Source organism: Paenibacillus cineris (assembly GCF_018333335.1).
In the GTDB taxonomy this organism is placed as follows: domain Bacteria; phylum Bacillota; class Bacilli; order Paenibacillales; family Paenibacillaceae; genus Paenibacillus_AQ; species Paenibacillus_AQ favisporus.
In genome coordinates, this window is record NZ_BORU01000001.1 from 3,059,860 (window position 1) to 3,086,770 (window position 26,911).

Consider the following 26,911-nt stretch of genomic DNA (forward strand, 5'->3'; position numbering starts at 1 on the left):
ATCACCTCCATTCATCCAATATATTTGTAATACATCGTGAGTATATCGGCATTATCCAGGCAAAGTCAACGATTTATTTCAATTATCTTGTAATATTCAAAGAAATATCTGTTTTTTTAGCTTATCATACAATAATAATGTAATAAATGAGATCGCTATGGGCAGTTAAACGGTAGGTGATTACACCCATGCAAATATCAAAAGGAGCTGTCCACGACAGCTCCTTCAAGATCGTTAGTCAGTCAACATCATCAACAAAACTCCTGTACAGCAGACATTCATGACTCATAGCCCGTTGTCACCATGAGCAGTAACTTTGTACTCGTAGGTTTGATAAAGCTCCGTCAGATACATTTGGTGTAGGAAACCAGATCCAGTATTGAAGCATCAATTCGTTGCTGGATTTCGTCAGCCAATTGGAAACGGGTGTTTTGTTCGCTTTCCTCCATCCGTTCGATTTGACTGTCGATCGCAAATACATTTTCCGCAAAAGACTTCGTTCCCATTGAAGCTAAAAGGGGTTTTAACGCATAGTCAATCGAAAGTAAATTCGAAATGGTGCCTCCTACGAAAAAAGCAGCTACGATTTTATCTTTAAAGCCGTTTTGCGGTAATAAATCAACGTAAGCTTTTAGGACGCCTGTATAAGTCGTTTTATAAACCGGACTTGCAATAATGATGCCGGACGCTTCTTCCACTTTAGCGTGTGCACTTAATATCAGTCTGCTATTGAAATTGGCGTGCATCAAATCAGCGGGAGGCAAGGAAGAAACATCAATGATCGCCACTTTGCAGCCTTGTTGCTCCAATTTCAGCTTGGCATAGTTGATCATGCCGTTTAATCGGGATTTATGGTTGAGACTTCCGGAAATGATCGCTATTTTACTCATGAGTTTGCTTCAGCTCCAGTAGTTGTTCTTAGAGAAGATACGTAAGCTAACGTCATACCATGCTGTGGCGGTAAGCCCAACAGTACTCTTCCGTATAACTCAAGTCCCGTGGATGCAGTAGTCAGCGCATGATTGGAGCCGCCTCGGATGTCGCGGAAGATTTGGGATAAGCGATTGGAATCGGCAATAACACTCCCTCCGCTCTCAGCCATTAGCATGTCTACAGCTTCCCAGCATAACATCGCTGCATAGGTCATATCCGTTTGAAGCTGAGCAAGCTCCTTTAGACTGAATATTTCCGCATTTTGTACATGTCGCTCCATATGATCAATCGCCCGACTGATATGAAGATGCGCGGATTCAACCTTCATGGCCGCGAGCCCTACTTTATACTGAATATGACCTACTGCCGCTTGAGAGGTATGGACAGTCATCGTAATACCTTTAAGAGGCGCCTTTTCAACAAAATATTCAACGGCCCCCCTGGCAAGCCCGAGGATCGCGCTGATCCCTGTTGTAATGCTTGTTATAAGCTGAACATAAGGTCTATATCTGTCACGTCCTTTTAATTCGGCAGACAAAGAACTTATCTGTTCTGTGTCCTGGGTGACGACATATTGATCTGGAATAAAGACATTTTTTAATTCCAAACTGTTACTTGCAGATCCTTTTAAGCTCATCGTATACCAATCATCTACAATGGTAACTTCACTCATCGGTACTATGGCCAACGTCATCCCCAAATTCCCGCTTTCCTGCATGGACTTCACGTCATTCAAATTTAACAAAGCATGGGTTGCATGCTTAGAACCTGAACCGAATCCCCAAAAGCCCTCCTCTACCCAATAACCGCCGTCCACTTTTTTTACAACAGCTTTGCGTGCTGCTAAGACAGAACAAAAACGCACCTCCTCTTCCTGGCTGAAGAGCGAGTTTAATACTTGGGAAGGGAAAGATAATGAGGCGGTATAATTGTTCCCGTTGATGATTTGAACGACCCAGCCAACAGAACCGTTCCCCTTGGCTACCTCGGAAATAATTTCAACCATGGCACGGATACTAACCTCATGACCTCCGTACTCTTTGGGTGTGCCAAGTTTAAACAAACCTGCATCCGAAACTTTTTGAATCACCTCTTCGGGAATATGTCTTTCCTCATCTATAAGCCTTCCGAATTTTTGAAGATAGGGAACTAACGCTGTTGCGTTGTTTAGTAATTGCTGTTCAAGTGCAGTGAGTTGATGATCTGTGCTTAAGTTGGCCATATTTATCACTCCTACAAAATCATATTAGACAGATGTATATTTAAACTGCCTTTGTAGATTAAATGATATGATGTATAATGTACCTCATCAACCGATAAAATCGCGAATATGTCGAAAAACGATACACGGAAAGGAATCTGTCATGGTTAACAAAACAACGGACGACCTCAGGGTCCGAAGAACCCACAAGCTTCTGTACAATGCTCTGTTTGATCTAATGGAAAAACACTCCTTCGAACAAATAACAGTGAAGCAAATTTGTGATTTAGCGATGGTGCACCGAACTACGTTCTATACGCATTTTCAGGATAAATTTGATTTACTTTCACATGCCGTGATGCAAATTGCTGAGGAGGAATTTCGGAACTTTGCCGAAGTATCCCTTTCTCCATCGGATAATTTCCGGGAATTGTTTTCTATAGCAGCGAAACATAAAACCTTATTTTCACAGCTTCTATTTGAAGAAAGGGATTCCCTAAGGAATTTGTTGCGGAGGGATATGGGGAAAGGCATGAAGAAATACTTAGCCGAACAGCACGCCATTGAAGTAAATTCCATCGAAATACAAATTAAAATAGAGGCCTATATCGGAGCCGTTTTAGGTGTCCTAAATTGGTGGTTTGAGAACAACATGTCCATTGATGAAGAAGAAATATATACCAAAATGAATATCTTTACAGGATGGAATTTCGCCGAATAATCTCGAATGGTTCTATTTTCGTTCGGTTAATCTCCCAATCTGACAAAAAAAGGACCCATCCACATGGGATCGGTCCTTACTTCATTCCTATTACGGCTTGGCATTTTTGTTTATCTTCTCGAAGTATGGTGCCAGTTTAGATGCTAGCTGCTCTAACCGCTGCTGTTCTTCTTGGGTCAGCTTCTCCTCATGTTTGACCCCTTTTTCATCGGTGATCTTCAGCTTTAATTGGATCAACTGCTTTATCAGCACCTGATACTCCTTAAATTCATCTTCCGTAAGCTTGCCTTTTGCTGCCTGCAGCATTCCTTCAATCTCTTGATAATCTTCCTGTGTGCCGCCGTGCTGTTCAATGGTTGAAACAGAACCGAATAGATCATCGGCTAGATAGGAAGAAGCAAAAACCACGGACGGAATCAGGATGGCTACTGCGGCAATACCTGCGAGCACTCGTTTTTTCATGGGAGATCTACCTCTCTTATCGTTTGCATACTGATGATAGGATTGTCGGACACGACCATACAATTCGGGTGGGCACTGCATCGAATCCGCCACCTGGCGAAGCTCTTCACGCAATTCCTTCTCAATGGACATACGCGTCTCCTCCCGTCATTTCGATCCGTTTCCGGAGTTCTTTCATTGCCAGGTAATGCCTGGATTTCACTGTGCCAACGGGGATCTGTAGAATGTCTGCAATTTCTTCCAGAGCGTAGTCGTGAAAATAGCGAAGGATGACGACCACACGTAATTTGTACGATAATTGGCGGACAAGGCTGAAAAGTTCATGCTGCATCTCGAACTGCAGCACAGCTTTATCCGTCCCGTCGAAATGTTCACATGTCATCCGGCGGTTTCGTTCAAAGAGGCGAATTCGCCGCCATGTCTTTCTTTTCCAGTCTTGGACTAGACGGACAGTAATCCCGTGCAGCCAAAACCGGAACGGCCGGCTCGGGTCGTAGGTTTGAAACGTCCGCCACATGCTCATGTACACTTCATTCACGATATCCTCAATATCCTGTTTGTTGTAGACGAGAAAAGCAACCGTCCGATAGACGTCTTGGTGAGTCGCCTGATAGACTAGCTGAAAGGCGGACTCGTCGCCTAACTTCGCTTTTTCAAGCCACGATAGTAACTCATTATCATTCATAGGGGCCCCCTCCTGAACGTGTTACAACCCTTAATTCGCTCTCATGGGGAAAAAGGTTCAGTACGCGAATGAATTTTTTTTGGCGATGTTATAGGAAATTTTTCAGGATGACCGTTATAGGATTTTCCACCTATATTGTGAAACAAAAATAGCCGCTACTACGCGGCTTTAATATGTATGTGTTTATCGGAAGCTTTTGAATTTTATCGGAATAAACATTGCACTTAATCAACATGAAACACACCAATTACGGATTCACCATCAACGTCATACAGCGGAATATCACGACCATCTGGTGATCTACTGTTCTGTATCGCAATGGCTTCTTCGGGTGTTTTAGGTAGCTCACCATCTAAGTCTTTCTCCAGCACATATCCTGCAGTGCCATCTACACCAATAGCCCTGATTAATTCAGGTTCCATACCAGGAGAAGCAGCATCTGCGCTAGAACCGTACGTCTGTCCGTGTTTATTTTTAGGAAAGTTCACATTCTTGGCGCCAACATGAAAAGTACCAATTACCGTTTTCCCATCAACATCATACAGTGGAACATCGCCAGGTTCACCGAGGTAATCCTTTTTCAGCAAATACCCTCGAATACCATTCACACTTCCTGCATGGATTAAATCAGGGAGCATATCAGCGGAGTTGTCCTCTTGAGCTGAACCGTATGTTTGCCCATGTTTATTTTCAGGGAAGTTCAGAGAAGTTGTGTTGCTTTGAATCATTGTACGTTTAGCATCCGTGCTTTGGAATACCATGGCACTAGCCACTACAAAAACAATACAACCAACAACAAACACTTTTCTAATGCTTGTAAAATACATCCTCACATTTGTTCACTCCTAAACATTTCCTCGCTCTTCACTTTATAGTAGTAATAATTATTAAACGCATCCAAATAATAGAAAGTTACACTCATCTACCTATTAGCTTATTGATCAAATGGATTCTTTCGTAGCTTACAAACTCAAAAACCTCCATCCCTTATTGCAAGAAGTGGAGGTCAATCACATTTTCTAGATAAGTCATTAATACTTTACATTAATTCATAATGTAATGATCCAGGAACGAATTCCGAAACTTCCCGGTTGGATCGTATCGAAGCAGCAACTGACGGAAATCCGCCAACCGCTCATACCGGGCTTGTAATCTTTCCGGCTCCATCGTAAACAGCTTCGCCCAATGCGGTCGTACTCCAAACGGTTCCAGTTCATGTTCGATAAGCGGAAGTAACTGGCGTACCCGCTCCCATTCCGGCTTCCATGTAAAATGCAAACCAACGCTGTCTTGATAGTAGCATGGGCTCATCCAGAAAGAATCCGAAGCAATTGTTCGTATCTCGGAAATGAAGAGCAGAGGCGCAATTCGATCACTCAGTTTACCTAGCGCATGTATCGCTTCGAGCGCATGCCGCCTCGGAATGAAGTATTCACTTTGCAGTTCGTTGCCCGCGCTGGGGGTAAAATCCATGCGGAAATGAGGCAGCCGTTCGTACCATGGTCCCGGAGCGCCTAACTGCTCGCTACAGTTTATGACAGATTGACCAGAAACCATATGCCGTTTTTCCGGAGCGGGTAAAGCCCCGAAGAAATGGGATGGTGCCTCATCCTCCCCGTTTGCTCCCAGCTTTCGTTTTACCCACACTTGATTGAATATGGGCTCTGCCCAATTCGTAAACAAGCTGACACTGTATGCGGCAGATAAAATGTCTTCGATGTCACTATCCAGTGCAGAAAAAGGAAGACGTTCATATACGGTCTGACTTACCTGAAACGAAGGTACTAAGTCCAGTGTAAGCTTAGTGACGACTCCCAGTCCGCCAAGCCCGACGACCGCCCCATCAAACTCGGGATCAACCCCTCGCGTAAGCACCGTAACTTCTCCATCGTATTTGATTAGCTCAATAGCACGGACAGAAGACGCCAGGCTTGCATTATGGACGCCCGAGCCGTGGGTAGCTGTCGCGACGGCACCAGCCACACTAATGTGCGGAAGCGACGCTAAATTATGCAATGCGCAGCCACGATCATTTAAATAGCGGCACAGATCGCCATACCGAATGCCACCCTCGACAGTTACGATGTTCTGTTCACGGTCGAGGTCGATGACCCGATCCATCTTTCGAAGCGAGAGATGGCTGCCACGGGTATCGGCAATCCCGTTAAAAGAGTGCCTCGACCCAAGCACGCGTATGCTTCTGCGGTTAACTACCAGATCCTTAACCTCTTCCAGATTTTTAGGCTCAAGCAGCTCCAACGAGCTGTAGCGATAGTTCCCGGCCCAGTTCAACTGATCTCCCATACGACTCTCCTATTTAAAATGCAAATTTTTGTCTGAATCAACTTGATTATTGAGGTATTCGGCATAGCATTCCACAATCCTGCCCGGTAGCTTCATTAACCTTTGAAAGTAGTAGTCATGCTTAAACTCGAACCTTGTACTTGGTTAGTCGCGCGATTTATACGATAGGCAATTCCAGCGTCCTGCTTCTCGGTTTGAATCCTTTGGCTTCATAAAATCCGATCGCATCTTCATTGAATTCCGCTACATGCAATTCGATACTGCTAAACTGCTGCGATTTTGCGAGCTCTTTAATATAGTCGATAAACTTGCTTCCGATATCGTTCCCTCGGTATTCTTCTGACACACAGATATGGTCTAATTCGATATATTTTCGTTCTACATAAGCAGCCCTCTTCGGTGCATCCATGAAAAGTAATATGGTGTAGGCGATTATTCGGTCACCGTCTTCCCCGATGAAGACCTTTACGTTGTCGTCGTTCAACATTGAAATATAATAATCGTAATCGAGCGGTTTATCGCAAGGTCTGTAGATGTCCGGCCGGTTCTTTGCATGGATGCTGTATAATTGACCAACGAGCTCGTTGATCGCATCAAAGTCCTCCGGTTTCGCCTCTCTTATTTTCCACTGCATATCTAGTTCCTCCCTTACACGGCGCAGATACTTCTTATTACCCTGGGTTGACGAATATATTGCAGATATAATGCAGATTAGCGGCCAAGTTACATTTTTGTCTGGATGGCATGCAAGTGTCCTAATAGGTGTCGTCACCACATGCTGTGGTAAGGTATTTACAAAAATTAAGGCCAACTCGTTAACCGAGTTGGCCTTTTCATTTACTAACTGCATTCTGTATTGCTACGGAATTTCATTTACTTGCCGTTGGAAGCGTGTTATTTCATTAATGCCTGGGGTCCAACATCAATGGTCGTGAGCGGCCGATTGGTTATGGATTTGCCAGAGCTATATTCATCTGCGCCCACATCCGGCGCGTATCTCATCTGACCGTCCATGTCGTCCAGAGCCAGCAGCGGGCTGATGGCCGCATCGATGGCCGGACTGTATACCGACAACCGGATTAACCCGTCATTACCGCGGACCAGCCTCAGATCCTCTTTGCGGATTGCCCCGCCAACAACGGAATTGTTCGAAATAGGCGCAATGCCTTCTACCTTGTTCCCTTTGTATTCGGGTCGTTCCTGAGCCGGTGCTTTCATCATAGCTTCCGTCTCAGTAAACATGGTGCCCGCATGGCTGAAGATCAGATTGTTATAGATCTTCGTCCCAACCGGCTGATACGTTCTTCCACCGAGGGTAAACACAGGCGTGTTGTTACCGACATTCACAATCGTATTATGGTAGATTTGGACGTTATACTGCCGCCAGTGTCCACGCAGCAGCTCTGTTCTTTCCTCCTCCGGAAGGCTGTTTAATACAGCGGTTTGTTCATTCTCTCCGCCCCAGCGGACGGTCGGGTTCGTTCCGCCTTCCGGCCCCCCGTCATGCGTGCCGCCGTCAAGGCGGATAATTTTATCCGTTAGCCCCTCCATGTAATTGTTGAAGATTTGATGGTCGTTGCCATAGATCCGGAAGCCGCTGAGCCCAGCCGTTTTTCCATCGCCGACAATAAAATTGCCATAGAAGCGGTTGCGGTTCCCATGACGGGATACGATCCCGCCATACGAATTGCGCACCGTATTGTAGCGGATAATGTTATCGCTGCTTTTTACCGAAATAATTTCGTCTTCGCCGTTTAACCCGTCAAATAGATTATGCTGGATTGTCACATAGCCTGAGGATAATGACAAGCTGGATAACCCGAGGCGAATCGCTTCCAGGCCGTTGCTGACCCGGGGGCCGATATCGTGAAAATGATTGTATTCAATCACATCGTATTGTGAAATGCTCTGCCCGCTGTGGCCCTCGCCGTCATAGATCACCACAGCGCCAAATCCCTTCTTGGGACCGATGTCGTTATAAGCGATCCGGTTATGGCTGCTCGTACCTTCGACCCGGATATAATGTCGGTTGGTTCCATTGTCGGTTAACAGCTTATCATCTTCATACGGTGTCGACCCGCTATAAACTTCACCGCTCGGATCATAGCTGTTTTCTCCATAGCGGCAGCTCCCCTTGATGTTGACCAGGCACCACACGGAACGCTTATCTGCCTTGAACCGGTACGGCTGACCGGTCTCATCGAGCGCGAAGGTGTTCCCCACAATGGAGATATGGCTGGAGCTCTGCAGCTGCACGCCAGGATGGACACCCGTCAAGGAGCGGTTTTCTAATCCGCGTTCGACCAGGGTTTGATCTCCCGTCTCATCTCCGATGCCATTCCGGAATTGGAGTCCCGTTACCTCAATGTAGCTGGAATTCTCAATGTGCATGTAGCTGTTCCCTGTAATCACCGCTTTGCCGGATTTCGCTACCGTTACCCGGATCGGATACGCTGCGGTACCATGCTTTTCTTTAATGACGAACGGGCCATTTTGTTCATAGCTGCCATGCTGAAGCTCAATCCATGTTCCACTGACGGCTTCATCAAGGGCCGACTGCAGCTCCTTGGCCGTCCGGACCTTAATATGATTGAATTCAGGAGGTTTGACCTCCCCTTCCTTAACACTTCCCGCGTCAGATGGAGGAGGGGCCGGTTCCCCTGTCTCCGGCGGGTTTCCTGCATACAGCTCCACTTCCATAATGCTGTTCCAATTTCCCGAGCTTCCGCTGGCACTGTTTCCATATCCCGTAAGACGGAGGTATCTCGCCTTCACCGGATGATCAAACACATAGGTCTGCAGGATGCTCTCCTCCGGCTGGAGCTGACGGCTGGACTGCCTGCCAAGAACGACGGTCCCCGTCTCGAAATCAGGCGTATCCGATGCAGTGATTTCAAAGCTGGAAAGCCGTTCCCGTGCGTTTAAAAAAGCGATGTTCGCATAAGTTACCTTTTGCGGCTGTCCCAGGTCAAACTGAAGCCATTCCCCTTGCCCGGATGCAGACCAGCGGCTTTGCTGGCTGTCTGCGTCTTCTCCCCAGATCCCATCCACGACCTTTTCAGGTACATAATTCGTGTTCGGCTGGTATGAGCTGGCCGTCACACCGCTCACTGCTAGTTTCATATGGCTGCCTCCCGTTTCATTCGCTGCTCCATTCACCTGTGAAGGTTGTAACGTTAATGACCCTAATAACAACGTCAGTAAAAGTCCTATCCCTACTCTGCCCGTAAGCCTCTGCCTGATCGTTTTTTTCAGTAACGTACTCAACACGCTCCACCTCTTTCTAAAATTAACGGTGTAAAGTACTAAAACACACGGTGAGACCAGCCCCGTAATTTCGCGAGCGCCTCCACATAATAATAATCCCCGTAGATCAAGGATACATTGACATTGACCCCTTCCGGCTTATGCCCTGTCGCGCTATGCAGAATCCCTTCGTGCTCATCGTCGCCGAAAGTGGAATAGCGTTCAGATAAAGAAGCGATAATACGTGTGGCTGCATGATGATATACAGCCCCCACTTCGGGAGATGTTAATTCCGCAAGCTCCAGCAGACCTGAAGCGGCAATGGCCGCAGCAGAGGTATCCCGAGGCTCGGTCTCCTGGTTCGGAACACGGAAATCCCAAGGCGGAACCATATCCTCCGGCAATGAAGCGATAAAGTGGTGTGCCACCCGCTGCGATGCCTGCAGATATTCGTGTTCCCTCGTGTACCGGTATAGGTTTGCCATGCCGTATAATGCCCAAGCATTCCCTCTGGACCAGCAGGAATCCGGAGCATAGCCTTGCCCGCCTTTATATTCCAGCAGCTCGCCGCTCGCGGGATCAAACACGGCCACATGGCAGGTAGAACCGTCGGGCCGGACCATATACCGTAAGGCCATGTCGGCATGCGCTTTGGCTATATGGCTGAATCTCGGATCCCCGCTCTCGTCTGCCGCCCACAACAGAATGGACAAATTCATGAGACAATCGATGATTGCCCATCCCGGGAGATCGCGGTTCCAAGCCCGCAGGTACTGGCCAGCCAGGTTGAACCGGCCTGCCAGAAAGTTGGCAGCTGCCAAACCCCTCCTTCTGCCATCGGCGTCGCCGGTTAGCTTATATTTCAGAATCGAGGTCGGCAAATATTGAAATCCGACATCATGATGAAAACGGTTCTCCTCCAGCGTCAGCCGCTCCATTCGGATGTCCCAGTCCCAAGCTGCATCTAGGTACCTTTGATCTCCTGTCATATCGTAATAAATCCACAGCATTCCCGGCCAAAACCCCGATATCCAGTTATCCAATGTCAACCCGTCGTATTCTCCGGATTTTGCCGCATGCGGCGCAAGCAGGGGTTCCTTTTGCATCAAACGTTCCACTTTTTGCTGAGCCTGCCTCCACCATGTCTCCAAATGCTTGTCATTTACGCTTCCGAGCTTATTCATCGTAAACCTCCCTTGGCTACTCAACTTTTTTATCCCTTAATCGCCCCAATCAAGGCCCCTTTGACAAAATACTTCTGCAGAAATGGATAGACCAGCAGAATCGGAACGGTGGCCACGATAATCGTCGCGTGTTTGAGCGTTTCACCGATAATGGCAACCTCTCCACCGCTGGCTCCGGTGGCCATGGAGCTGGCATCATTGAGCAGCAGCAGCTCGCGAAGAACCAACTGAAGCGGATATAGGGATCGGTCCTGCAGATAGATCATTGCGTTAAACCATGAATTCCAGTGGCTGACCCCGTAGTAAAGCAGCATCACTGCCATCACCGGCATACAGAGCGGGATCATGATCCGGAAGAGAATGACGAACTCATTCGCCCCATCGATCTTTGCCGATTCCTCCAGGCTGTCAGGCACAGCCTCGAACGCCGTCCTCATAATAATCAGATTAAAGGCCGAAATCGCCTGAGGGATCATCAGAGACCACAGCGAGTTCGTCAGGCCAAGCCCTTTTACCGTGAAATATAAAGGAATCAGGCCTCCATTAAAAAACATCGTAAATACGATAAACAGCATGAGCGGCTTACGGTAACGTAGTCCCTTGCGCGATAACGCATACGCCCCAAAGGCTGTTAAGATGATATTGAGGACAAGTCCGCCGGCAAGAATAATGAAGGTATTGACATAGCCCTTAACAATCATTGGGTTTTCAAACACCAGCTCGTAAGCATGAAAACTGAATTTTAACGGTCTCCATAATATCCCGGAATGCTGCATGTACAGCGTCGGATCGCTTAGAGAAGCGAATAAAACATAGACCAAAGGGTAAACCGTAAAGATGGTGATAACCGTTAATAAAGTATAGTTAAAGGCATCGAATGCTCTCTCACCTAGGGATGGTCGGCCGATTCTTCGTTTCATGAGCAAGTTCCTCCTACCATAAGCCCGTATTGTTCATCTTCCGGCTCAACCAGTTGGAGCAGATGACCAGCATAAAGTTGATGGCCGAATTGAACAGTCCTACGGCCGAACTGAAGCTGTAATCGAACTCCTGCAGTCCTACACGGTACACATAAGAACTAATCACATCCGCGGTTTCATAGGTGGACGGATTGTATAGGAGAATGATCTTCTCCCCTCCCACATTCATGACTCTTCCCATTTCCAGAATGAACAGGATGATGATGGTGGGCATAATTCCCGGCAATGTCACATGGAGCATTTGCTTCCAGCGGCTTGCGCCGTCCATTTTTGCCGCTTCATACTGCTCCTGGTCGATACCGGCTAACGCCGCCAAATAGATAATGGTCCCCCATCCGATATTTTGCCAAATTCCTGATGAGACAAAGATCGTACGGAAATATTGGGATTCAAGCAGTAAAGAAACCCGCTCCCAGCCCAACAACGCCAGCAGGTCGTTAATAATCCCATCACTCATCGTAAATTCTTTGATCATGCCGCAAACGACAACAAGCGATATAAAATGCGGCATATAGGTAAAGGTCTGGACGGTCCGTTTAAATACCGTCTTTCTCACTTCATTCAGCAGAAGGGCGAGAATCAGGGGAGCGGGAAATCCAAATAGCAGCTCATAGAAGCTGATTAATAACGTATTTTTAATGACACGCCAGAAATAAATGCCTTCAAAAAAGGACTCGAAGTGTTCCCAGCCTACCCATGGACTTCCCATGATTCCTAATCGCGGGGAAAAATCTTTGAAAGCTATCAGGGCGCCGTACATCGGATAATAGTGAAAAATAGTGAAATAGAGCAGCACCGGTGTCAGCATGATATAGAGCCAAGGATTTCTTCGGATATCCTTCAGAATTCCCCAGTGGATCAGGCTCCTGCTTCCGGAAGTAGTCAATAGAGCCGCATGCTGCTCTTGAGGCGGATGTTTCGCCATCCCGTTGTCACTCCTCATGATCAATCTAAAGCCCAGAAGAATCGGGCGGTTATCGCCCTCCTCCGGGCTGATCAACACTTACCGCTCGTTATACCGATCCAGCGCATTCTGATAGATTTCGACCGCCCGATCAATCCCGAGCTTCTTAATCTGTGCGACGTAAGCATCATAATTCTCCATCGGTTCCTTCCCAACGATGAACTTCACGAACATCTCTTCCTTATAGTTGCTTACGTCCGTCAAGATTTTGCCGAGCTCCTTGCTCTCCTCGTCCGTTGGGGTGAGGAAAGCGGGCAGTGTGTGCTTTTCCGCGTCTGTCTGAGACCATATTTTAACGGCCTCATCCTGCTCAGGGAACGTATTCCAATTGCGGCGCTCATCCGCTTCATACGGACCATTCGGTTTGGAGTATTGGGATACCATTTGCTGCAGGCTGTATTTCTCGTTATTTTTGATCAAATCGGTATACACTGGAGTTCCGTTGTCCATCGAATAGCTCTCGCCTTCAATGCCGAAATTGAACAGCATGGCACCTTCATCGCTGTATGCATAGTCCAGCCACCTTGCGACCAATTCCGGATTTTTGGCGGCGGTGGTAATCGCTTTGCTTGGACCGGGGTTGTATTTGAAATCACGCTGACCCGTAAACGGAACCTCACCTTTCTGAATCGTTGGATAAGGGGCACCCACCAATTTAAACTTCGGGTCCTGTTTCTTCATAGCATCCATCCACTTTCCAAGGCCGCCGCTCAGCAGCGATACCGTTGCTCCGGTCTGGCCGGTCAAAATCTTGTTATCCAGAGCTTTGCCGTCCGTAAGTGCAAAATCCTTATCGAACAAGCCTTCGGCAAACCATTTGCGGAACAACGCCAGAAAATCCTTGTACTGTGGATCGACCGGACCATACTTCACCTTGCCCTCGTCATCAATATAAAAAGAGTTGGACGTATGGTAGGCACCGATAAAAGCATCCCGGATTTCAAAATTTCCTCCCGTGTACGTGACGCTAAGCGGAGCTTTCGCCCCTTTCTGATCTTTGAAAGCTTTTAACGTGGTTTCCCATTCCGCAATTGTGGTAGGTACAGGCAAATTCAAGTCGTCGAGCCAGTCTTTTCGAATGATCGGTCCCCGGAATACCAGCCCGGACGGGTTGCGGATCATCGGAAATACGTAATATTTGCCGCTGTCCGTTTTCACCATCTTGTCGAGTTCCTTGTCTGCTTCCAGCTTTTTCTTGAGGTTTGGCGCATACTTATCAATGAGATCATTGAGTTCCAGAATGACCCCATCTTTGATCGCCTTCTCCGGTCCCCCCGGATACGAGCCTGCGCTTCGCCCGGTCCAGTCATATTCGACCGTATCCGGCAGCTCATCAGAAGCGATCATCAGATTAAATTGTTCCTTCGTCTGCTGATCATTCGGATGGACATACTTCACGTTCACTCCTGTTTTCTCCGCAAGCGCCTTTCCAAATGGTGTTTCGGCTAGATTGGAATAGAAGGTGACGGCATTATTGTTCAAAGCTTCCCATGATGTGAACCCTTCGCTCGTCTTCAGCGGATAGGTCGAACCGATATCTGAGGAAGCGCCCGCTTGATCTTTCGGTTCACCCTCCTCGGTGCTTCCTGTTGAGCATCCCGCCAGGATCAAACTCATGAGCAGGACAGAAGAGACACCCGCTTTAAAACGCCTTATTAAGATTTTGCCTATCCGCAAACGTCGATCCATTGCCATTCCCCCGATTCAGGATAGTATGATGAATACCCTTTCAAAACAAAGTATCCGAAGCCATTGTTCAACAAATCCGCGAAAGTGAACATAGACAAAACATAAAATGATAGGCAATTCCTTAAAAAACCGTGATCTTGTCTGTCCTCTGCGTCATTGCGCCGCCTTTTGGAATGCTCCGGGAGTCATGCCTTCAAACTTTTTAAAGGTTCGTACAAACGTGCTGACATCCGCATAACCGACACGGCCAGCGACTTCATTGACGGTCAGCTTGTTATGCTTCAGGAGGTTTTTGGCTTCGGCCAGACGCGAACGGTTAATCGTGTCCAGCAGCGCTTCTCCCGTATGATCTTTATAAAGACGCGAGATATAGGACGGGGTCATCCGGAATACATCTCCGATCATGGAAATATTCAAATTCGGATCGTGCAGATGGTTCTCTATGTAGCGCTGTACATCTTCAATTAAATAGCGGTGGTGATCCCGCTTCTCGGCTTGAATCCAGCTGCAGACCTGACTCAGCTTGACCTTCAATTGTTCCTTCATTTGCGGGACGTGCTCACATGAAAGGAGCGGTTCTACATCCAAGAGATGCGCCTCCAGCGATCGTTTGCCGGTAACGCTGACTTCATCAACCGTATTAAGCATCGTGCTGGCCATGTTATACATTAAGCATTTGGCAAGTGGAACGGATACCGGGTGTCCCGTGAAGTTTTTCTGGAAAATATCTTCGATCAGCGCCTCAGCCTTCGCGTAATTTCCGCTCTTTACTACATAGATGAGCTGCTGTTCGACGCTGAGTGGGAAATAATAATGATGCGGCGGCGCCTGATTCAATTGCGTATCCCGATACCGGATGAACTGTCCGCTTCCAAGTACAATCCGATACTCCAGGGCATCCAGTGCCTCATGATAGGACTGCGCGATTCCATAGATGTCTGAATAAACCTCTCCAACCGCGATCGTCAGCTCAACCTGCATCTGTTCCTGCATAAATTCACGAACCTGAGCGGATATGCGATGCAGAGTAAGCCGCTCCCGCTCTTCAGAATCGCTTTTATGAAAATTCACAATACATGCAAGAACATCATTCATTTCCGTCGTGTATATAGCGGCATCATCCGCTGCTGCATCCACCAGGACATTTGTCAGAATAAAATGCAGCATCTGCTCCTTTTGATCCGACAGGCCGTTCTGGCCGTACTGTTCGAATTTCCCGAAACCGTCCACGGACATGAGAATGACCACAAATCGGTCGGATGAGAACTCAATATGATGGGCAGCAAGGGATTCGTGAAGAAGAGCCTCCTTTTCTATGGATCCCTTAAGAAGCCTGCGGATGAGATGGGCCCGAATCGTGTTACGGTGCTGGTCTAAACGCGCACGCATATCTTCCTTCTCCGTAAAATAATGCTGAATGGCCCCTTGTAGGAAGGAATATTCACTTGAACCTCCGTCAAAACGCAATCCGAATTTATGCGAAAGACTTTGTAGCATCACTTGGATCGGCATATAATTTTTCCGCAGAAAAAGGACGCAAATTACGCCTCCAACCAGGAAGCACATTCCGATACTGATCCATATGAGCTTGCGCATATACTGCATTTTCTCGTTAAAGAGGGATGCCGGTAATACGGAAACGTATTTCCAGCCCGTTATTTTTGAAGTGATATAGGAAACGGCTGCTTGCTGCTCCTGCACATCTTTATACACGATGCCCTGCTGATCCCGAAGCTCCCCGTAGCTGAGATGCTGCGGCAGGAGACCTGGATCTGTCTGAGCAGCGATATACCGGCTCTCTGTATCCAGAATAAACATCCTTGCATCCGGATGCCGCGGGGCGCTTTCGATTAATTTCGAATCCTTCATGACAAACAGTACGATTGCCGGCGGCTGCCCCGGTGTGTTAAAAACAAGGGATCTTGCAAACACAACAACCGGCGTTGAAGTCCCTCCATCCCAAAACGTCATCGGCGTATAGCCGTTTACATATTTTCGCTCAAATAAGCTATTCCATTGTTCAAAAGAGGTATCGTCCTGCTGGCGCAGCTTTTGAAACAAACCCTGGCGGTTCATATGATCGTAGGTGGAGATCACCGTATCACTGTTTGTATACATGACATAAATTTGCTCAATGTAATCATTCGCATTTTTATACGTGCGCAGGCTTTCGGAAATTTGGAACAAATCATAATATTGAGCATCGCTGAGCGGGGGATCGACACTCGAAAAGCTGGAGATATTCCGGTTTAAAGCAATCTCCAGGCTCAGCTGCTCCAGCCCTTTCAGCTTGCTGTCAATCGACATCTCCATCTGTTCCAATAACAACGCATTCGAACGGTTTGTTTCCGTCTTGACCTGTTGATAGGTAATGAAATACAGAACAATACTGATGAGAATGGGCACCATTAACACGGTAATATAGGAAATGAGCCAAGTCACTATCACGCTTCGGTTGTACTTGCGCAGCTGCTTAAACATGATCATTCATGCCTCCCTGGGCTTATTTCGGGAATCCATACAATCGCCATGGCTTCCTGCTTCCAAAAAAGTGCTGCATGCCCGGCTCAGCCGGCACAGGTGCAATTACCCGTGGCTCCTCACCGTCTGAAATATACAGTACGGCCTCATCGCCAGATTTCAGCACAATTTCGATCGATCTATCCTCATGTAATATATATTGGGTCCTCTTACCTTGAATTTCGATCACAAACCCTTGTTCCGAATTTGCAAGATCTGTTAGCAATCTGCATGGCTCCCCGGCAAGACTCTGGATGCGGATAAAAGTCGTTTGTCCCGCCTTCGAGGCAGCGCTTACAAGGAATCCTCCTTCAGCACGCAAATTGTGAAAAACAGCCTCCTGCCACGTCTCCGGAACCGCAGGAAATACCCGGATGATGTTCCCCCAACTTTGCAGCAGCATGTCATGAATCGCTTCCGCCCCGGCTAAAGGCGTCTCGATGACCGGACCCGCCTCTTTATACATCGTATTTGGTTTAATCAAATGCATTAAGCTTCGCAAATAGGCTAGTGCTTCATCGCCCAGACCCATGGCTGCTGCAATAGAAGCGGCTCCGGTGAAGCTGAACCCACGCAGATCACCTTCCTTGGCTATCCAATGTCTGAGGGAACGAATGGCGAGCTGCCGTTCCTCCTCAGAATTTCCGGTAATATGCAGAGGGAATACAGCCAGCAAATGACTGAAATGACGATGGCCGAATTCCAGGCTGAGATCCCTTCCGATTTTGTATCCTGTTTGGTCTACCGGCAGCGGCGTAAGCCTGGCAAGAATATCGGCCCAGCGCGCCTGCAGCGGATCTTCGATCCCCATCCTTTTGGCAGCATACAGCAGTGTTTCGCAGCCCCAGCGCAGCAGGGAGAGGTCGTAATGAGCATCGGGGGTCTTGAGTTGTTTAAACGAGCCGTATTCAGGCGATACCGTAGGTGGCAGATGGAGTCTGCCGTCCGGACCTTCCTCCAGAAGATGCATATAGAGGCAGATGCTTCGCCGCAACAGCGGATAAACAAAATCACGGAGCAGCGTCTCGTCCATCGAATAGCGGTACTGTCTCCAGCAATTATGCATGATCCACGTTAAATTTCCGACCTCATCTTCAACCGGGCTGTTCAGATCATAGCTGCTGCTTCGCCTCAGGCCAGCCGAATCGCTGCGGAAAGATTTGTCAACGTTACGAATTAATTGCTCCTGATGCTACCGCAGCGAAGAAATAAGGGATTGTCCGAGCTCAAGACGGTTCGCGGTATATACCGGTGAATAGCTCATCTGAACGTTCATATTAAACCATAATCCCGGCCATGGCGTTGAGGTCATCCACGGGCCCTGGTTATCTATTGGAAGGAGATCTTTTCTTGTTGCAGAGGCCAGTTTGTACATTTGGATCCAATAAAAGCTCTCGAGCTGCGTGTCCGGAATCGAGATAAAGCTTGCCGGATAATAGTCATGCCACCAACGGCGATGTTCGGCTATCCACGAAGTCAAATCTTCCTGGGGCACATTCTCAAGTTCATGGCGTGCAATTTCCCTGTCTTCATTTGATATTCCGTTGACCACCGTCAACAGGCATAAACGGCGATACCTCACATCGTTTTCGCATTCTCCGCTACCTTCCTTCACTCTTCCGTAATTGTGCACCTTCCAAGCCGTTGTGCAGCCTTCGCCCTTGCCATAGGATTGAACACCGATGCCAGTCCCTTCCTCTTCCGTCCGTTCGACAGTGATCTCCGGTATGTACTGGTTCAGGTTGATTCCATCGGTATTCTTCAGAATGGGATCGACCTCAGGATAGGAATACCATCTCATTTCCGCCCTTTGCTCACCTTCATCGCTATCAAGTTCAATGGCCAGAACCGGATATAGGGCATGGATCAATGCCCTTAATCTGACTTCTCCCTTCGTCGTAGGGATCACCGCGCGCATTTCAGCATTCCAAAGATCAAGCCGAATCTCACAAGGCTGATAGATCCAACCCTCCATTTCCAACGCGATCTCACCAATAGGGACCCGTACAGGAAACGCCTTAGCCCCTCCTTCACGCGAAGCCGTCACGTCGGTCCGTCCCAGCACGAACCTCAGCACATGTCGTTGATCCCGATGCTCCTCGCTATATATCATGGCTCCAAGAAGACCGTTGCCTATAAAAACTCCTTCATCCCAGCTTATAGGTTTGGTTTGCCATAACATATCGTGACGGGACAAGAATGCGGGCCAATCGATGTGGGTTTGAATGCACATGCTCATTTGCTTTTCCTCCTCTATTTTCGGGTAGTTGTAATAACCTAAAGACCTGCCTTACAGTATGTATCCGCTTACATAATCAATCAACCAAAAAGACTCGACCTTCATCCAAGGCGGTTTTACTTATCCAATACATTATACATCTTCTGGTTTACTGGCAGTTTTGGTTTTTGTATCAGGATCCTAAAAGTCACGAATTTCTTTGGAGTTTTTTACACTTTTGCTGAAGGTCATTGTCTTATCCTATTAAGGATGCTTTCTTATAAAGTAATAGATAGTCTATATCAATTACGGTTAACCATATATGTTCTTGTCGTCTGGTTTTGACAAGAACATATATTGTGAAAACATAAAAAAGCCGCCAATGGCGGCTCGAATTTTTAAACGCAGACCGTTTAACATGAAGTCTCGGCATAGGCTTGATAAGCTGTTTCATTATACTCCGCGCTTCCCGGGAAGTTGATGGATTTCAACACCGACGGTTTCAAGTTTTGCCGTAGCAGAAGTTCGACCACTTCGGCCTCGATGGCCCACATGATGGAAGCGGCCGCGATACCGGATGCCGGGCAGATGGACGCGTTTAATTCCGGCACCTCCAGCATCGCGTCCAGCGGAGGAGCGCAGTTATCGATCACAAGATCGGCAACCTCGAATAATCTTTTCCCGCTGGAATGCTCGCTCTTCAGCAGTGAGGAGTAAGTGATGCTCGTTAAGGCGATGACATAAGCTCCCATCTGCTTTGCATGAAGCGCTATATCGACCGGAAAGACCGTTTTTCCGGATACGCTGCCGACAATGAGCACATCGCCCGGAAGAAGCCGGCTTGCCCGGAGAACGTACTCCATCAGCCCTTCGAGGCTGCGGTCTTTCTCTTTCTCCTCTTCGCGCTCTCGAACCTCGTTGTTCACGTCGAATTGAAAGCGCATAGCCCGAAAAGCGGTGAGTCCGCCCGCACGGTTGACGAGCTCGCTATCCAGCATATGTCCCGTGTCGAACAAATGCACGCATTTTCCGGCCTCCATCGCGTTTGCGATTGCCTGAGCCGCTTCTCCCATGGCCTCCCCCTGGGTTTGTTCGATTTGGGCAATCAGGCTGTTCAGCTTCTGAAAATATTGACCTCTCATATTCTTCCCCTCCATATCATAAGTAAGCGCGGTAAGGTTGAATCTTACGGCTCTTTATATATCTTTCGGCTGATAGAGAAACGCTTCGAACGCCGACTTCAACCACTGCAGCATCGGACCATCCAAAGGGTCGCCCGCTCCCGTACCCATCGCTTCATGGACGACGCCCCCCATGACGGGCTCAAACAACGGCATTTCCGCCAGGGTTTTCGGGTGCTTCTCCCAAATGACTTCCCTGAACCTTGTGAACATGAGCGGATGCCCCTTCCAGACGCTGCCCGCCGCCATGACCCATGTCTGTTCATCGAACGCGTCCCGGTTCATCAGCGCGCATACTTGCAGGGCGAGGCTCTCTCCAGCTGCCGCAAAAATGCCCTGCGCCACTTCGTCCCCTGACATCGCCGCTTTGGAAACAAGCAGCGAACATGAAGAAATGACTTCACGGGTATCGGACGTGCCATAAATGACGGAAATGATGTCGCCCATATGCTTCAACTGCCATCGCTGCATGATCAGTTCCTGAAGCATCGTCACAGGCCCGCGGCCTTCAAAGCTTTGAATGGCGGCCATCATTCCCTGCCTCCCGATATCGTATCCGCTGCCTTCATCGCCAAGATGACTTCCCCATCCGCCAAGATGGGTTTGGATTTCCTCCCTGACGCCGAATATCCCGGAGCCTGTACCGGCCAAGGCTACAATACCTCGTCGGCGCTGAATTCCTGCCAGCAAGCACATATATCCTTCACTGAAAGCATGCATCTCTCCGACATGTGCATATTTTCCTATGACATCGGCGAGCAAATCGATTGGACCGGGCATCGCCGCATAAACTGTCTCCAGCTTGATATGTAGATGCTCCTTCAAGCATTCCCGGATGCATGCCTCCATATTGGCCTCGACCTTTTTGAGCCTCGTAAAATTCGGATTAATCGGTCCGCTTCGACCTACGGCCAGGCAATTCCAATCGTGATCGAACAATACAGCGATAATTTTCGTTCCGCCGCCGTCCACGCTCAGGCAGTATCCCACGGCGCTCCCCCTCTTTCCGGCATCAGCCCTTCACAGAACCTACCATGATGCCCTTGACGAAATATTTTTGCAGGAAAGGATATACGCATATAATCGGGATGACAACAATAATCATCGTGGCCATGCGAATGGATTCCGCGGTAAAAGTCTGAGCTGCATAAGTGGCACTGCGCTGCGCATCCACCGTATTGGCGCCCGTCACTGCTGTGAGGTTCGCTTTGTTGATCAGCTCCATCAGCATAAACGATACCGTCTTCAAGCTTTTGTCATTCACGAAATACGCGGAATCGAACCAGGCATTCCAATGACCCACTCCGTTGAACAGGGCAATGGTCGCAAGCACAGGCGCGGAGAGCGGCAGCATGATCCTGAGAAAAGTTCGCAAGTCGCTCGCCCCGTCGATCCTGGCGGATTCCTTCAGCGCCTCCGGCAGTTCACGAAAGAAGGACATCATGATGATGACATTAAACACGCTTAATAAGTCCGGGATAATATACACGGCGAACGTGTTCATCAAGTGCAGCTTTTTAATCAGAATGAAGTAAGGAATAAGTCCGCCTGAGAAATACATCGCAATGATAAAGAATAGAAAATAATAGTTTTTGAACATGAGTCCCTTATGAGCGAGACAGTAGGCAACCAGCGCGGTAAAAGCAAGGCTGGATACGGTACCGATCAGTGTTCTGGCAATCGTGACTCCGTACGCTTTGATTAGCTGGTCATTAGAGAATACCGCCTCATAGTTATCCCAGGTAAACATGCGCGGCCATAAAAAGATCCCGCCCCGCGAGGCATCGATGCCGTTATTCAGCGAAATAATGAGCGAATAGTAGAATGGGTAGATGGTTGCGATCATAACCACGATCAAGATGGTATACACGATGCCGTCGATCACGTAATCTTCCCTGGTACGTCGAAATCCGCGTTTCATCGGTTATTCCCCCCGGTTAGAAAAGTCCCACGCCAGACGCCTTTTTGGCGGAATAATTGCTGACCAGAATCAGCGTGAGCGAGATCACGGATTGAATCAGGCCGATCGCTGTCGCATATGAGTATCTGCCTTGAGCCAGGCCCATTTTTAAGGTATAGGTCTGTATGATCTCCGAAACGCTGTTATTCACCGGATTCCCCAGCAAATACGCCTGCTCAAAGTTGGATCCGCCCAGCCCGCCGCCGAACAGGTTGCCTAATGCCAGGATCAGCACGACGATAATGGTTGTTTTAATGCTGGGAAGCGTCACGTACAAGATCCGCTGCATGCGTCCCGCGCCATCCACGACCGCTGCCTCATGCAGTGTGGGATCGACTCCGGCTATGGCCGCCAGAAATATGATCGTCCACCAGCCCATCTCCTTCCAAATATCGCTGAGCACCAGCATCGGCCAAAAATACGAAGCGCTCGCCAAAAAGGATATCGGTTTATCGATCAGACCGACAACCATTAGCAGCTGGTTAACGACCCCGTTTTGGGAGTTCAGGAAGGAGAACAGCATGCCCGAGACCACGACCCATGATATAAAGTGAGGCAGATAGCTTGCGGTTTGCGCAAAGCGCTTCAAGCCTTCTTTTCTTACTTCATTCAGCGCTATCGCAAACAGGATCGGAATCGGGAAAGTAAACAGGATTTTCAGCAGACTGATGACGACCGTATTGCGGATAATCTGCCAAAAGCTGATGTCGCGGTAAAACTCCAAAAACCATTTAAACCCGACCCATTCACTGGTGAAAAATCCGGGAATTCCCGACGATAACTTGAAATTCTTGAAGGCAATGATGAGCCCGACCATGGGCACATAGGCAAAAACAAGCAGATATGCGATGCCGATCAAAACGCTTATTTGATAGAACTTTTGCTGCCGAAGTGTTCTCCACACCCGTTTCGCAGAGCCCGAATTCGCAAGCACTTCCGATTGATGATTTGCAGGCAAGCTCCCCACCTCCTGGACTCAGAATCCAATACCGATCATCGATTGTTCCTCATGTCCCGTCTGCTATGCATGCACAAAAACGGATCCCTCTTCCATCATCTGTTTGGATTTCTCCAGGCTGCGTCCTTCCCATAAGGCGGTAATGCCCTCAGCCTGAACGTCGGCGAAGAACTGATCGATTAGCTCCTGCCGGTTCGGGACATCCTGCGGCATGGCGGACAGCTGAACGTAGCGAATTGGAAGTCTGGCAACATGAACCCGGTGCAGGATTTCCTCGTCATCGGCAAGCATTTCGGCCCGGTCGAACAGCGCCACCGCTTGCTCGATCAGGTCCTTCGACAAATACTCGCTCGTCGGCGGATCGTAAATTCCGGTGTGGATATGCTCCCGCTCCACTTTGTCATGCAGCATATCGATATATTGGCGCAGCGGCGTTGCCGCCATGCCGTAATACCCGGTCATAAATTCATTGATCGCCGTATCGACGTCGCTATCCGGATTCCACAGAAGCTTGGATAACACGTATGCCCTCAGTTCGGCAAATTCGCCGCCGCCCCCCTTTTCGTAGCTGCCCTGTTCGAAGATGCCCTTCACTTGATTGCGAATGAAAAATTGGATGTTAGGCTGCAGGACCCGAATATTCGGAAATGGCATGACATAATTCGAGAAGTTCGTAACGTAATCCCATATATACACACGGCCGCATACCTTGCCCCATTCAATGAGATCTTGAGCGAATGAAACCCCGGATTCTGCCCGGCTTTTGAAAGACGCCAGCTCCTGGCATGATTCCAGCGGATGTGAAAAGCAGCATTCGATGCTGCACAGCCTGACGATCACGTTATGGCGTGGACGTACATACTTCGGCGGCTTCCGAGTATATTGGTAAGCCAGCGTATCAATGGCTACCTCCGGATATTCGTGCTCAATGGCTTCGGCTACCCGATTCACAAACCGGATGAGGCTGCCGCTGTAGCTGTCTTCGTATTCGTCCACTGCCCGGCAATCGGCGCATTGGCAGGGATTGTACCAGTCATTTTGCGATACGGACAGAATGCGGGTTTCCGGATGCTGGCCAAGATACTCCTTGACCCGGTTGATCATCAGCTCCTGTACCTCGGGATTCGTCAAACAAAGCTGCGTCTTTTCGGAAATCCGCTCGCCGCCAACCTCCGAGAAGTATTCAGGATGCGCATCGAAATGCTCTTTTACCGGGATGAAGTGATCAAAGGTATGTACGAACAAGGAAGTGTATTCCGTCTTGCCCCCATGACGGGTTTCCAGTTCAGGGAAGTTGCCGTTCGATTTGTTTCTCGCCGCCCAATCGCCGTCAAAGGCACAGAAGAAAAACGGTTCGCGATATTCCAGCACGGGAACCTGCTCGATATCGATATGGCCCAGCGATACGCGGCTTCGCTTCGGAATGCGGCTTACCTTGGAGCTGAACCATCTGCAACCTAAGCGATCCTCCAGGAAGGTGTACACTCCGTACAGTGTCCCGCGCAGCGCTCCGCCGGCAATGACAAGCCGGCTGTCGGCCGTGCGGATTACGAACCCGTCATTGCCTAACCTCTCAAAATCGATGGATGACGCCAGATCAGCCATATGCAGATTGAAGCCCACGACGATTTCATGGGGCGTGAGCGGACCGTCGTCGTTTTTGATCGGCACCGTTACGCCGGTAATTTCACGCAAATACGCCTGCAGTTCAGCCCCTGCATACACCTCTGAAGGCGAGGCCTGCTCTCCAATAACAATCGTCCAATCCGTCGAGCCGTTCTCGATGATTACCCATTCGTTCTTCATGGATCTTCCCTCATTTCCTGAATTCTGATCATACGGGAGGGAAAGTCCCCTCCCGTACTTGCCGCTTAGTTCTACTCGTATTTCTTCAAGGCTTCCTGATAAGCTTCATTCATGTAGGTTTCCAGTCGTTCCAGACCGATTTTGTTCGCGTCGGACATCAGCTTGTCATATCGCTTCGCGGCTTCATCCTCACTGGCAGCCGTGATGATTTCGACTTTGGCGTTGGTGTACAGCTCCGACAGCTTCACGTTGATATTGAACTCATCCGTATCTGCCTTCGGCTTGACGAACGCCAGTGCCGGATTGCGCACGTACAGCGCCTTTCTGAACTTCAGCAAGTCAACAGAAGAGCTGTATTTCGGATTACTGAGCGCCCCCGAGGAAACGGCAACGCCTTCCCCGAGCCCGCTCGCCTCGAAATACCAAGGCCCGATCCCTGTATCCGTCACCTTCAATTGATTGAAACCTTCCGGACGCACCAGCAGCTTATCCTCGTTCAAGGTGTAGTGCTTGCCTTCGATTCCCCATTGTGTCAAGGCATCGCCTTCGGGGCTTTTGAGAAACTCGATGTATTGGATTGCGCGCTCAGGATTTTTATTCGTTTTTGGAACGAACAGGCTGGCCCAGCCAATAGAAGCATCTACGGGCTTCAGCTTCGCCTCCCCCTTAAAGGTGAGCGCTTTCAATACAGGCACCAGATGCGCTTGAATTCCATTGTCGTCATACACTTTGTTCATTTCATCGGCTAAACCACTGTTGTAGGAAGCCGAAAATACATTGCCGCTCTTCATGATCTGCGAGAACTGCTCCGGCTTGTAGGCGAAGCTTTCCGCGCTTAAGTATCCGCTACGGTACAGTGAGTTCATGTATTTGAAATAATCCTTGAACCCGGGGTTACTGAAGCCTAAGTGCACTTTGCCTGCTTCGTCTGTATAGGGATTCTGGTCGGTCAATCCCATCATTTCCATCAGCGGGTTCGTCCATGTCGGATGTGGGAGGTAGATGATCATGTCAGGGTGCTTTTCCTTGACCAGCTGATAGACGTTCAGCAAATCCTCAAGAGATTCTAGCGGCGGATTGCCTATCTCCTGCATGATATCCTGCCGGACGTAGAACCCCGCGTCACCGGGAGATGGGAGGTTTCTTGGGTCATTCCAGGCTTCGTCGTTGTTATAGTGCGTTTTTAAGGCGTAAAAATGTCCGTCGGGCTGGGTGTTGTTAGCAATTTCTACGGGGTCAAGTAGATTCATCATTTCGGGGGCATATTTCTTGATCAATTCATCGAGTGGATAAGCGATGTCCGTATTGTAGAAGCGTTCTACCAGATTGGAAGTGAAGACGAGATCGGGCAATTCATTGGCAGCGATCAATACCTGGAGCTGGTTGAGGTCACTGCCTTTCGTTACGTTCAGGGAGACGCCGGTCCTCTTCGTGATCTCTTTGGATACATCATCCTTCCCCCACGTATCGACGGGGTACCAGTCGAAATCGATGTATGTATCGAAAGCTACGGGATCGGTGCTCTTTTTCCAGGCCAAGTCCGGGCTGTCCCAGCTTGTAATATTGCTGGTTTGTTCCACCGGTTGGTCGTTCTTCGCCGGGTCACCCGCTTCATCTTCGGTGTTGTCCTTACCTGAACAACCCACCAAAGTCAGAACAACAATCAGAAAAAAGGAAGAGATCAACAACGCTTTCTTCTTCATTTTATTCCCCCTTAAGGACAGTTTTTCGAAAACAACTTTCGGATTCGAAAATAAACGAAATCCAAAAATTAAATTTGTTTTCGAATTTGTTTCGATTATAGATTGGAATTTATCGGACTGTCAATAAGAATAAATTTATATTTTTAAAAGAAAGATTAACGAAAATAAATCCTCTTTTTTTCTTTTCGTTTTGCGA

22 protein-coding genes are annotated in these 26,911 nt (G+C 48.5%); 1 reads left to right on the forward strand and 21 read right to left on the reverse strand.

The window, feature by feature from the left end; all coding sequences use genetic code 11:
* Positions 1–344: 344 nt before the first annotated feature.
* Together ssuE and KI379_RS14230 are read right to left on the reverse strand one after the other, a co-directional pair.
* Entirely contained in the window at positions 345–890 is a 546-nt protein-coding gene (gene ssuE / locus KI379_RS14225; protein ID WP_212983963.1) for an NADPH-dependent FMN reductase, read from the reverse strand.
* Positions 887–2,155 carry an acyl-CoA dehydrogenase family protein gene (locus tag KI379_RS14230; protein WP_212983964.1) on the reverse strand — a complete coding sequence of 423 codons (1,269 nt, stop codon included), beginning with the start codon at positions 2,153–2,155 and terminating at the stop codon, positions 887–889. Before KI379_RS14230 ends, ssuE begins: the two co-directional genes overlap by 4 nt.
* A 142-nt stretch (positions 2,156–2,297) precedes the next feature.
* Between KI379_RS14230 and KI379_RS14235 the strand changes: the two genes are divergently transcribed.
* Positions 2,298–2,855, forward strand: a complete 558-nt coding sequence (locus KI379_RS14235) for a TetR/AcrR family transcriptional regulator (RefSeq protein ID WP_076164951.1) — start codon at positions 2,298–2,300, stop codon at positions 2,853–2,855.
* Between the two features lie 90 nt (positions 2,856–2,945).
* On the opposite strand, the gene KI379_RS14240 is transcribed toward KI379_RS14235, so the two are convergent.
* The 19 genes from KI379_RS14240 to KI379_RS14325 form a co-directional block, all read right to left on the reverse strand.
* A complete protein-coding gene (locus tag KI379_RS14240; RefSeq protein ID WP_089547535.1) occupies positions 2,946–3,449 on the reverse strand; it encodes a DUF3600 domain-containing protein in 504 nt (167 codons plus the stop codon).
* Entirely contained in the window at positions 3,439–4,002 is a 564-nt protein-coding gene (locus KI379_RS14245; protein WP_212983965.1) for a sigma-70 family RNA polymerase sigma factor, read from the reverse strand. The genes KI379_RS14240 and KI379_RS14245 overlap by 11 nt, the downstream gene beginning before the upstream one ends.
* 224 nt (positions 4,003–4,226) lie before the next feature.
* Positions 4,227–4,829: a hypothetical protein gene (locus KI379_RS14250; RefSeq protein WP_212983966.1), complete on the reverse strand. Its 603-nt coding sequence runs from the start codon at positions 4,827–4,829 to the stop codon at positions 4,227–4,229.
* A 217-nt stretch (positions 4,830–5,046) separates the two neighbouring features.
* Positions 5,047–6,306 carry an FAD-binding protein gene (locus KI379_RS14255; protein ID WP_212983967.1) on the reverse strand — a complete coding sequence of 420 codons (1,260 nt, stop codon included), beginning with the start codon at positions 6,304–6,306 and terminating at the stop codon, positions 5,047–5,049.
* A gap of 157 nt (positions 6,307–6,463) precedes the next feature.
* On the reverse strand, positions 6,464–6,940 hold the full coding sequence (locus tag KI379_RS14260) for a GNAT family N-acetyltransferase (RefSeq protein ID WP_212983968.1): 477 nt from the start codon (positions 6,938–6,940) through the stop codon (positions 6,464–6,466).
* A 260-nt stretch (positions 6,941–7,200) separates the two neighbouring features.
* Entirely contained in the window at positions 7,201–9,429 is a 2,229-nt protein-coding gene (locus tag KI379_RS14265) for a chondroitinase-B domain-containing protein (RefSeq protein ID WP_212983969.1), read from the reverse strand.
* 182 nt (positions 9,430–9,611) lie between these two features.
* Positions 9,612–10,736 carry a glycoside hydrolase family 88 protein gene (locus tag KI379_RS14270; RefSeq protein ID WP_212983970.1) on the reverse strand — a complete coding sequence of 375 codons (1,125 nt, stop codon included), beginning with the start codon at positions 10,734–10,736 and terminating at the stop codon, positions 9,612–9,614.
* A gap of 29 nt (positions 10,737–10,765) precedes the next feature.
* Positions 10,766–11,656: a carbohydrate ABC transporter permease gene (locus KI379_RS14275; protein WP_212983971.1), complete on the reverse strand. Its 891-nt coding sequence runs from the start codon at positions 11,654–11,656 to the stop codon at positions 10,766–10,768.
* A 13-nt stretch (positions 11,657–11,669) separates the two neighbouring features.
* Entirely contained in the window at positions 11,670–12,641 is a 972-nt protein-coding gene (locus tag KI379_RS14280; RefSeq protein WP_084203664.1) for an ABC transporter permease, read from the reverse strand.
* 78 nt (positions 12,642–12,719) lie between these two features.
* Entirely contained in the window at positions 12,720–14,369 is a 1,650-nt protein-coding gene (locus tag KI379_RS14285; protein WP_089547543.1) for an extracellular solute-binding protein, read from the reverse strand.
* Positions 14,370–14,522: 153 nt separating this feature from the next.
* Complete coding sequence (locus KI379_RS14290; RefSeq protein WP_212983972.1) at positions 14,523–16,850, reverse strand: helix-turn-helix domain-containing protein; 2,328 nt, start codon at positions 16,848–16,850, stop codon at positions 14,523–14,525.
* Positions 16,851–16,872: 22 nt separating this feature from the next.
* Positions 16,873–17,955 (reverse strand): glycosyl hydrolase family 95 catalytic domain-containing protein, encoded by a 1,083-nt coding sequence (locus KI379_RS34060; protein WP_244879289.1) that lies wholly within the window; start codon positions 17,953–17,955, stop codon positions 16,873–16,875.
* Between the two features lie 126 nt (positions 17,956–18,081).
* Entirely contained in the window at positions 18,082–19,128 is a 1,047-nt protein-coding gene (locus KI379_RS34065) for a hypothetical protein (RefSeq protein ID WP_244879290.1), read from the reverse strand.
* Between the two features lie 392 nt (positions 19,129–19,520).
* On the reverse strand, positions 19,521–20,249 hold the full coding sequence (locus tag KI379_RS14300; RefSeq protein ID WP_076164915.1) for a sugar isomerase domain-containing protein: 729 nt from the start codon (positions 20,247–20,249) through the stop codon (positions 19,521–19,523).
* A gap of 54 nt (positions 20,250–20,303) precedes the next feature.
* Positions 20,304–21,278 carry a BadF/BadG/BcrA/BcrD ATPase family protein gene (locus KI379_RS14305; protein ID WP_212983973.1) on the reverse strand — a complete coding sequence of 325 codons (975 nt, stop codon included), beginning with the start codon at positions 21,276–21,278 and terminating at the stop codon, positions 20,304–20,306.
* 22 nt (positions 21,279–21,300) lie between these two features.
* Positions 21,301–22,209 (reverse strand): carbohydrate ABC transporter permease, encoded by a 909-nt coding sequence (locus KI379_RS14310; RefSeq protein ID WP_076164910.1) that lies wholly within the window; start codon positions 22,207–22,209, stop codon positions 21,301–21,303.
* A 16-nt stretch (positions 22,210–22,225) separates the two neighbouring features.
* Positions 22,226–23,215 (reverse strand): ABC transporter permease, encoded by a 990-nt coding sequence (locus KI379_RS14315; protein ID WP_084203662.1) that lies wholly within the window; start codon positions 23,213–23,215, stop codon positions 22,226–22,228.
* A 54-nt stretch (positions 23,216–23,269) separates the two neighbouring features.
* Positions 23,270–25,012: a DUF4838 domain-containing protein gene (locus tag KI379_RS14320; protein ID WP_212983974.1), complete on the reverse strand. Its 1,743-nt coding sequence runs from the start codon at positions 25,010–25,012 to the stop codon at positions 23,270–23,272.
* Between the two features lie 71 nt (positions 25,013–25,083).
* Positions 25,084–26,715: an extracellular solute-binding protein gene (locus KI379_RS14325; protein ID WP_076164903.1), complete on the reverse strand. Its 1,632-nt coding sequence runs from the start codon at positions 26,713–26,715 to the stop codon at positions 25,084–25,086.
* Positions 26,716–26,911 lie beyond the last annotated feature (196 nt).

What these genes read in the sequence shown, in the direction of transcription:
- ssuE (WP_212983963.1), bottom strand. Translation starts at nt 890, where the DNA reads ATGAGTAAAATAGCGATCATTTCCGGAAGTCTCAACCATAAATCCCGA.
- KI379_RS14230 (WP_212983964.1), bottom strand. Translation starts at nt 2,155, where the DNA reads ATGGCCAACTTAAGCACAGATCATCAACTCACTGCACTTGAACAGCAA.
- KI379_RS14235 (WP_076164951.1), top strand. Translation starts at nt 2,298, where the DNA reads ATGGTTAACAAAACAACGGACGACCTCAGGGTCCGAAGAACCCACAAG.
- KI379_RS14240 (WP_089547535.1), bottom strand. Translation starts at nt 3,449, where the DNA reads ATGTCCATTGAGAAGGAATTGCGTGAAGAGCTTCGCCAGGTGGCGGAT.
- KI379_RS14245 (WP_212983965.1), bottom strand. Translation starts at nt 4,002, where the DNA reads ATGAATGATAATGAGTTACTATCGTGGCTTGAAAAAGCGAAGTTAGGC.
- KI379_RS14250 (WP_212983966.1), bottom strand. Translation starts at nt 4,829, where the DNA reads ATGTATTTTACAAGCATTAGAAAAGTGTTTGTTGTTGGTTGTATTGTT.
- KI379_RS14255 (WP_212983967.1), bottom strand. Translation starts at nt 6,306, where the DNA reads ATGGGAGATCAGTTGAACTGGGCCGGGAACTATCGCTACAGCTCGTTG.
- KI379_RS14260 (WP_212983968.1), bottom strand. Translation starts at nt 6,940, where the DNA reads ATGCAGTGGAAAATAAGAGAGGCGAAACCGGAGGACTTTGATGCGATC.
- KI379_RS14265 (WP_212983969.1), bottom strand. Translation starts at nt 9,429, where the DNA reads ATGAAACTAGCAGTGAGCGGTGTGACGGCCAGCTCATACCAGCCGAAC.
- KI379_RS14270 (WP_212983970.1), bottom strand. Translation starts at nt 10,736, where the DNA reads ATGAATAAGCTCGGAAGCGTAAATGACAAGCATTTGGAGACATGGTGG.
- KI379_RS14275 (WP_212983971.1), bottom strand. Translation starts at nt 11,656, where the DNA reads ATGAAACGAAGAATCGGCCGACCATCCCTAGGTGAGAGAGCATTCGAT.
- KI379_RS14280 (WP_084203664.1), bottom strand. Translation starts at nt 12,641, where the DNA reads ATGGCGAAACATCCGCCTCAAGAGCAGCATGCGGCTCTATTGACTACT.
- KI379_RS14285 (WP_089547543.1), bottom strand. Translation starts at nt 14,369, where the DNA reads ATGGATCGACGTTTGCGGATAGGCAAAATCTTAATAAGGCGTTTTAAA.
- KI379_RS14290 (WP_212983972.1), bottom strand. Translation starts at nt 16,850, where the DNA reads ATGTTTAAGCAGCTGCGCAAGTACAACCGAAGCGTGATAGTGACTTGG.
- KI379_RS34060 (WP_244879289.1), bottom strand. Translation starts at nt 17,955, where the DNA reads ATGCATAATTGCTGGAGACAGTACCGCTATTCGATGGACGAGACGCTG.
- KI379_RS34065 (WP_244879290.1), bottom strand. Translation starts at nt 19,128, where the DNA reads ATGAGCATGTGCATTCAAACCCACATCGATTGGCCCGCATTCTTGTCC.
- KI379_RS14300 (WP_076164915.1), bottom strand. Translation starts at nt 20,249, where the DNA reads ATGAGAGGTCAATATTTTCAGAAGCTGAACAGCCTGATTGCCCAAATC.
- KI379_RS14310 (WP_076164910.1), bottom strand. Translation starts at nt 22,209, where the DNA reads ATGAAACGCGGATTTCGACGTACCAGGGAAGATTACGTGATCGACGGC.
- KI379_RS14320 (WP_212983974.1), bottom strand. Translation starts at nt 25,012, where the DNA reads ATGAAGAACGAATGGGTAATCATCGAGAACGGCTCGACGGATTGGACG.
- KI379_RS14325 (WP_076164903.1), bottom strand. Translation starts at nt 26,715, where the DNA reads ATGAAGAAGAAAGCGTTGTTGATCTCTTCCTTTTTTCTGATTGTTGTT.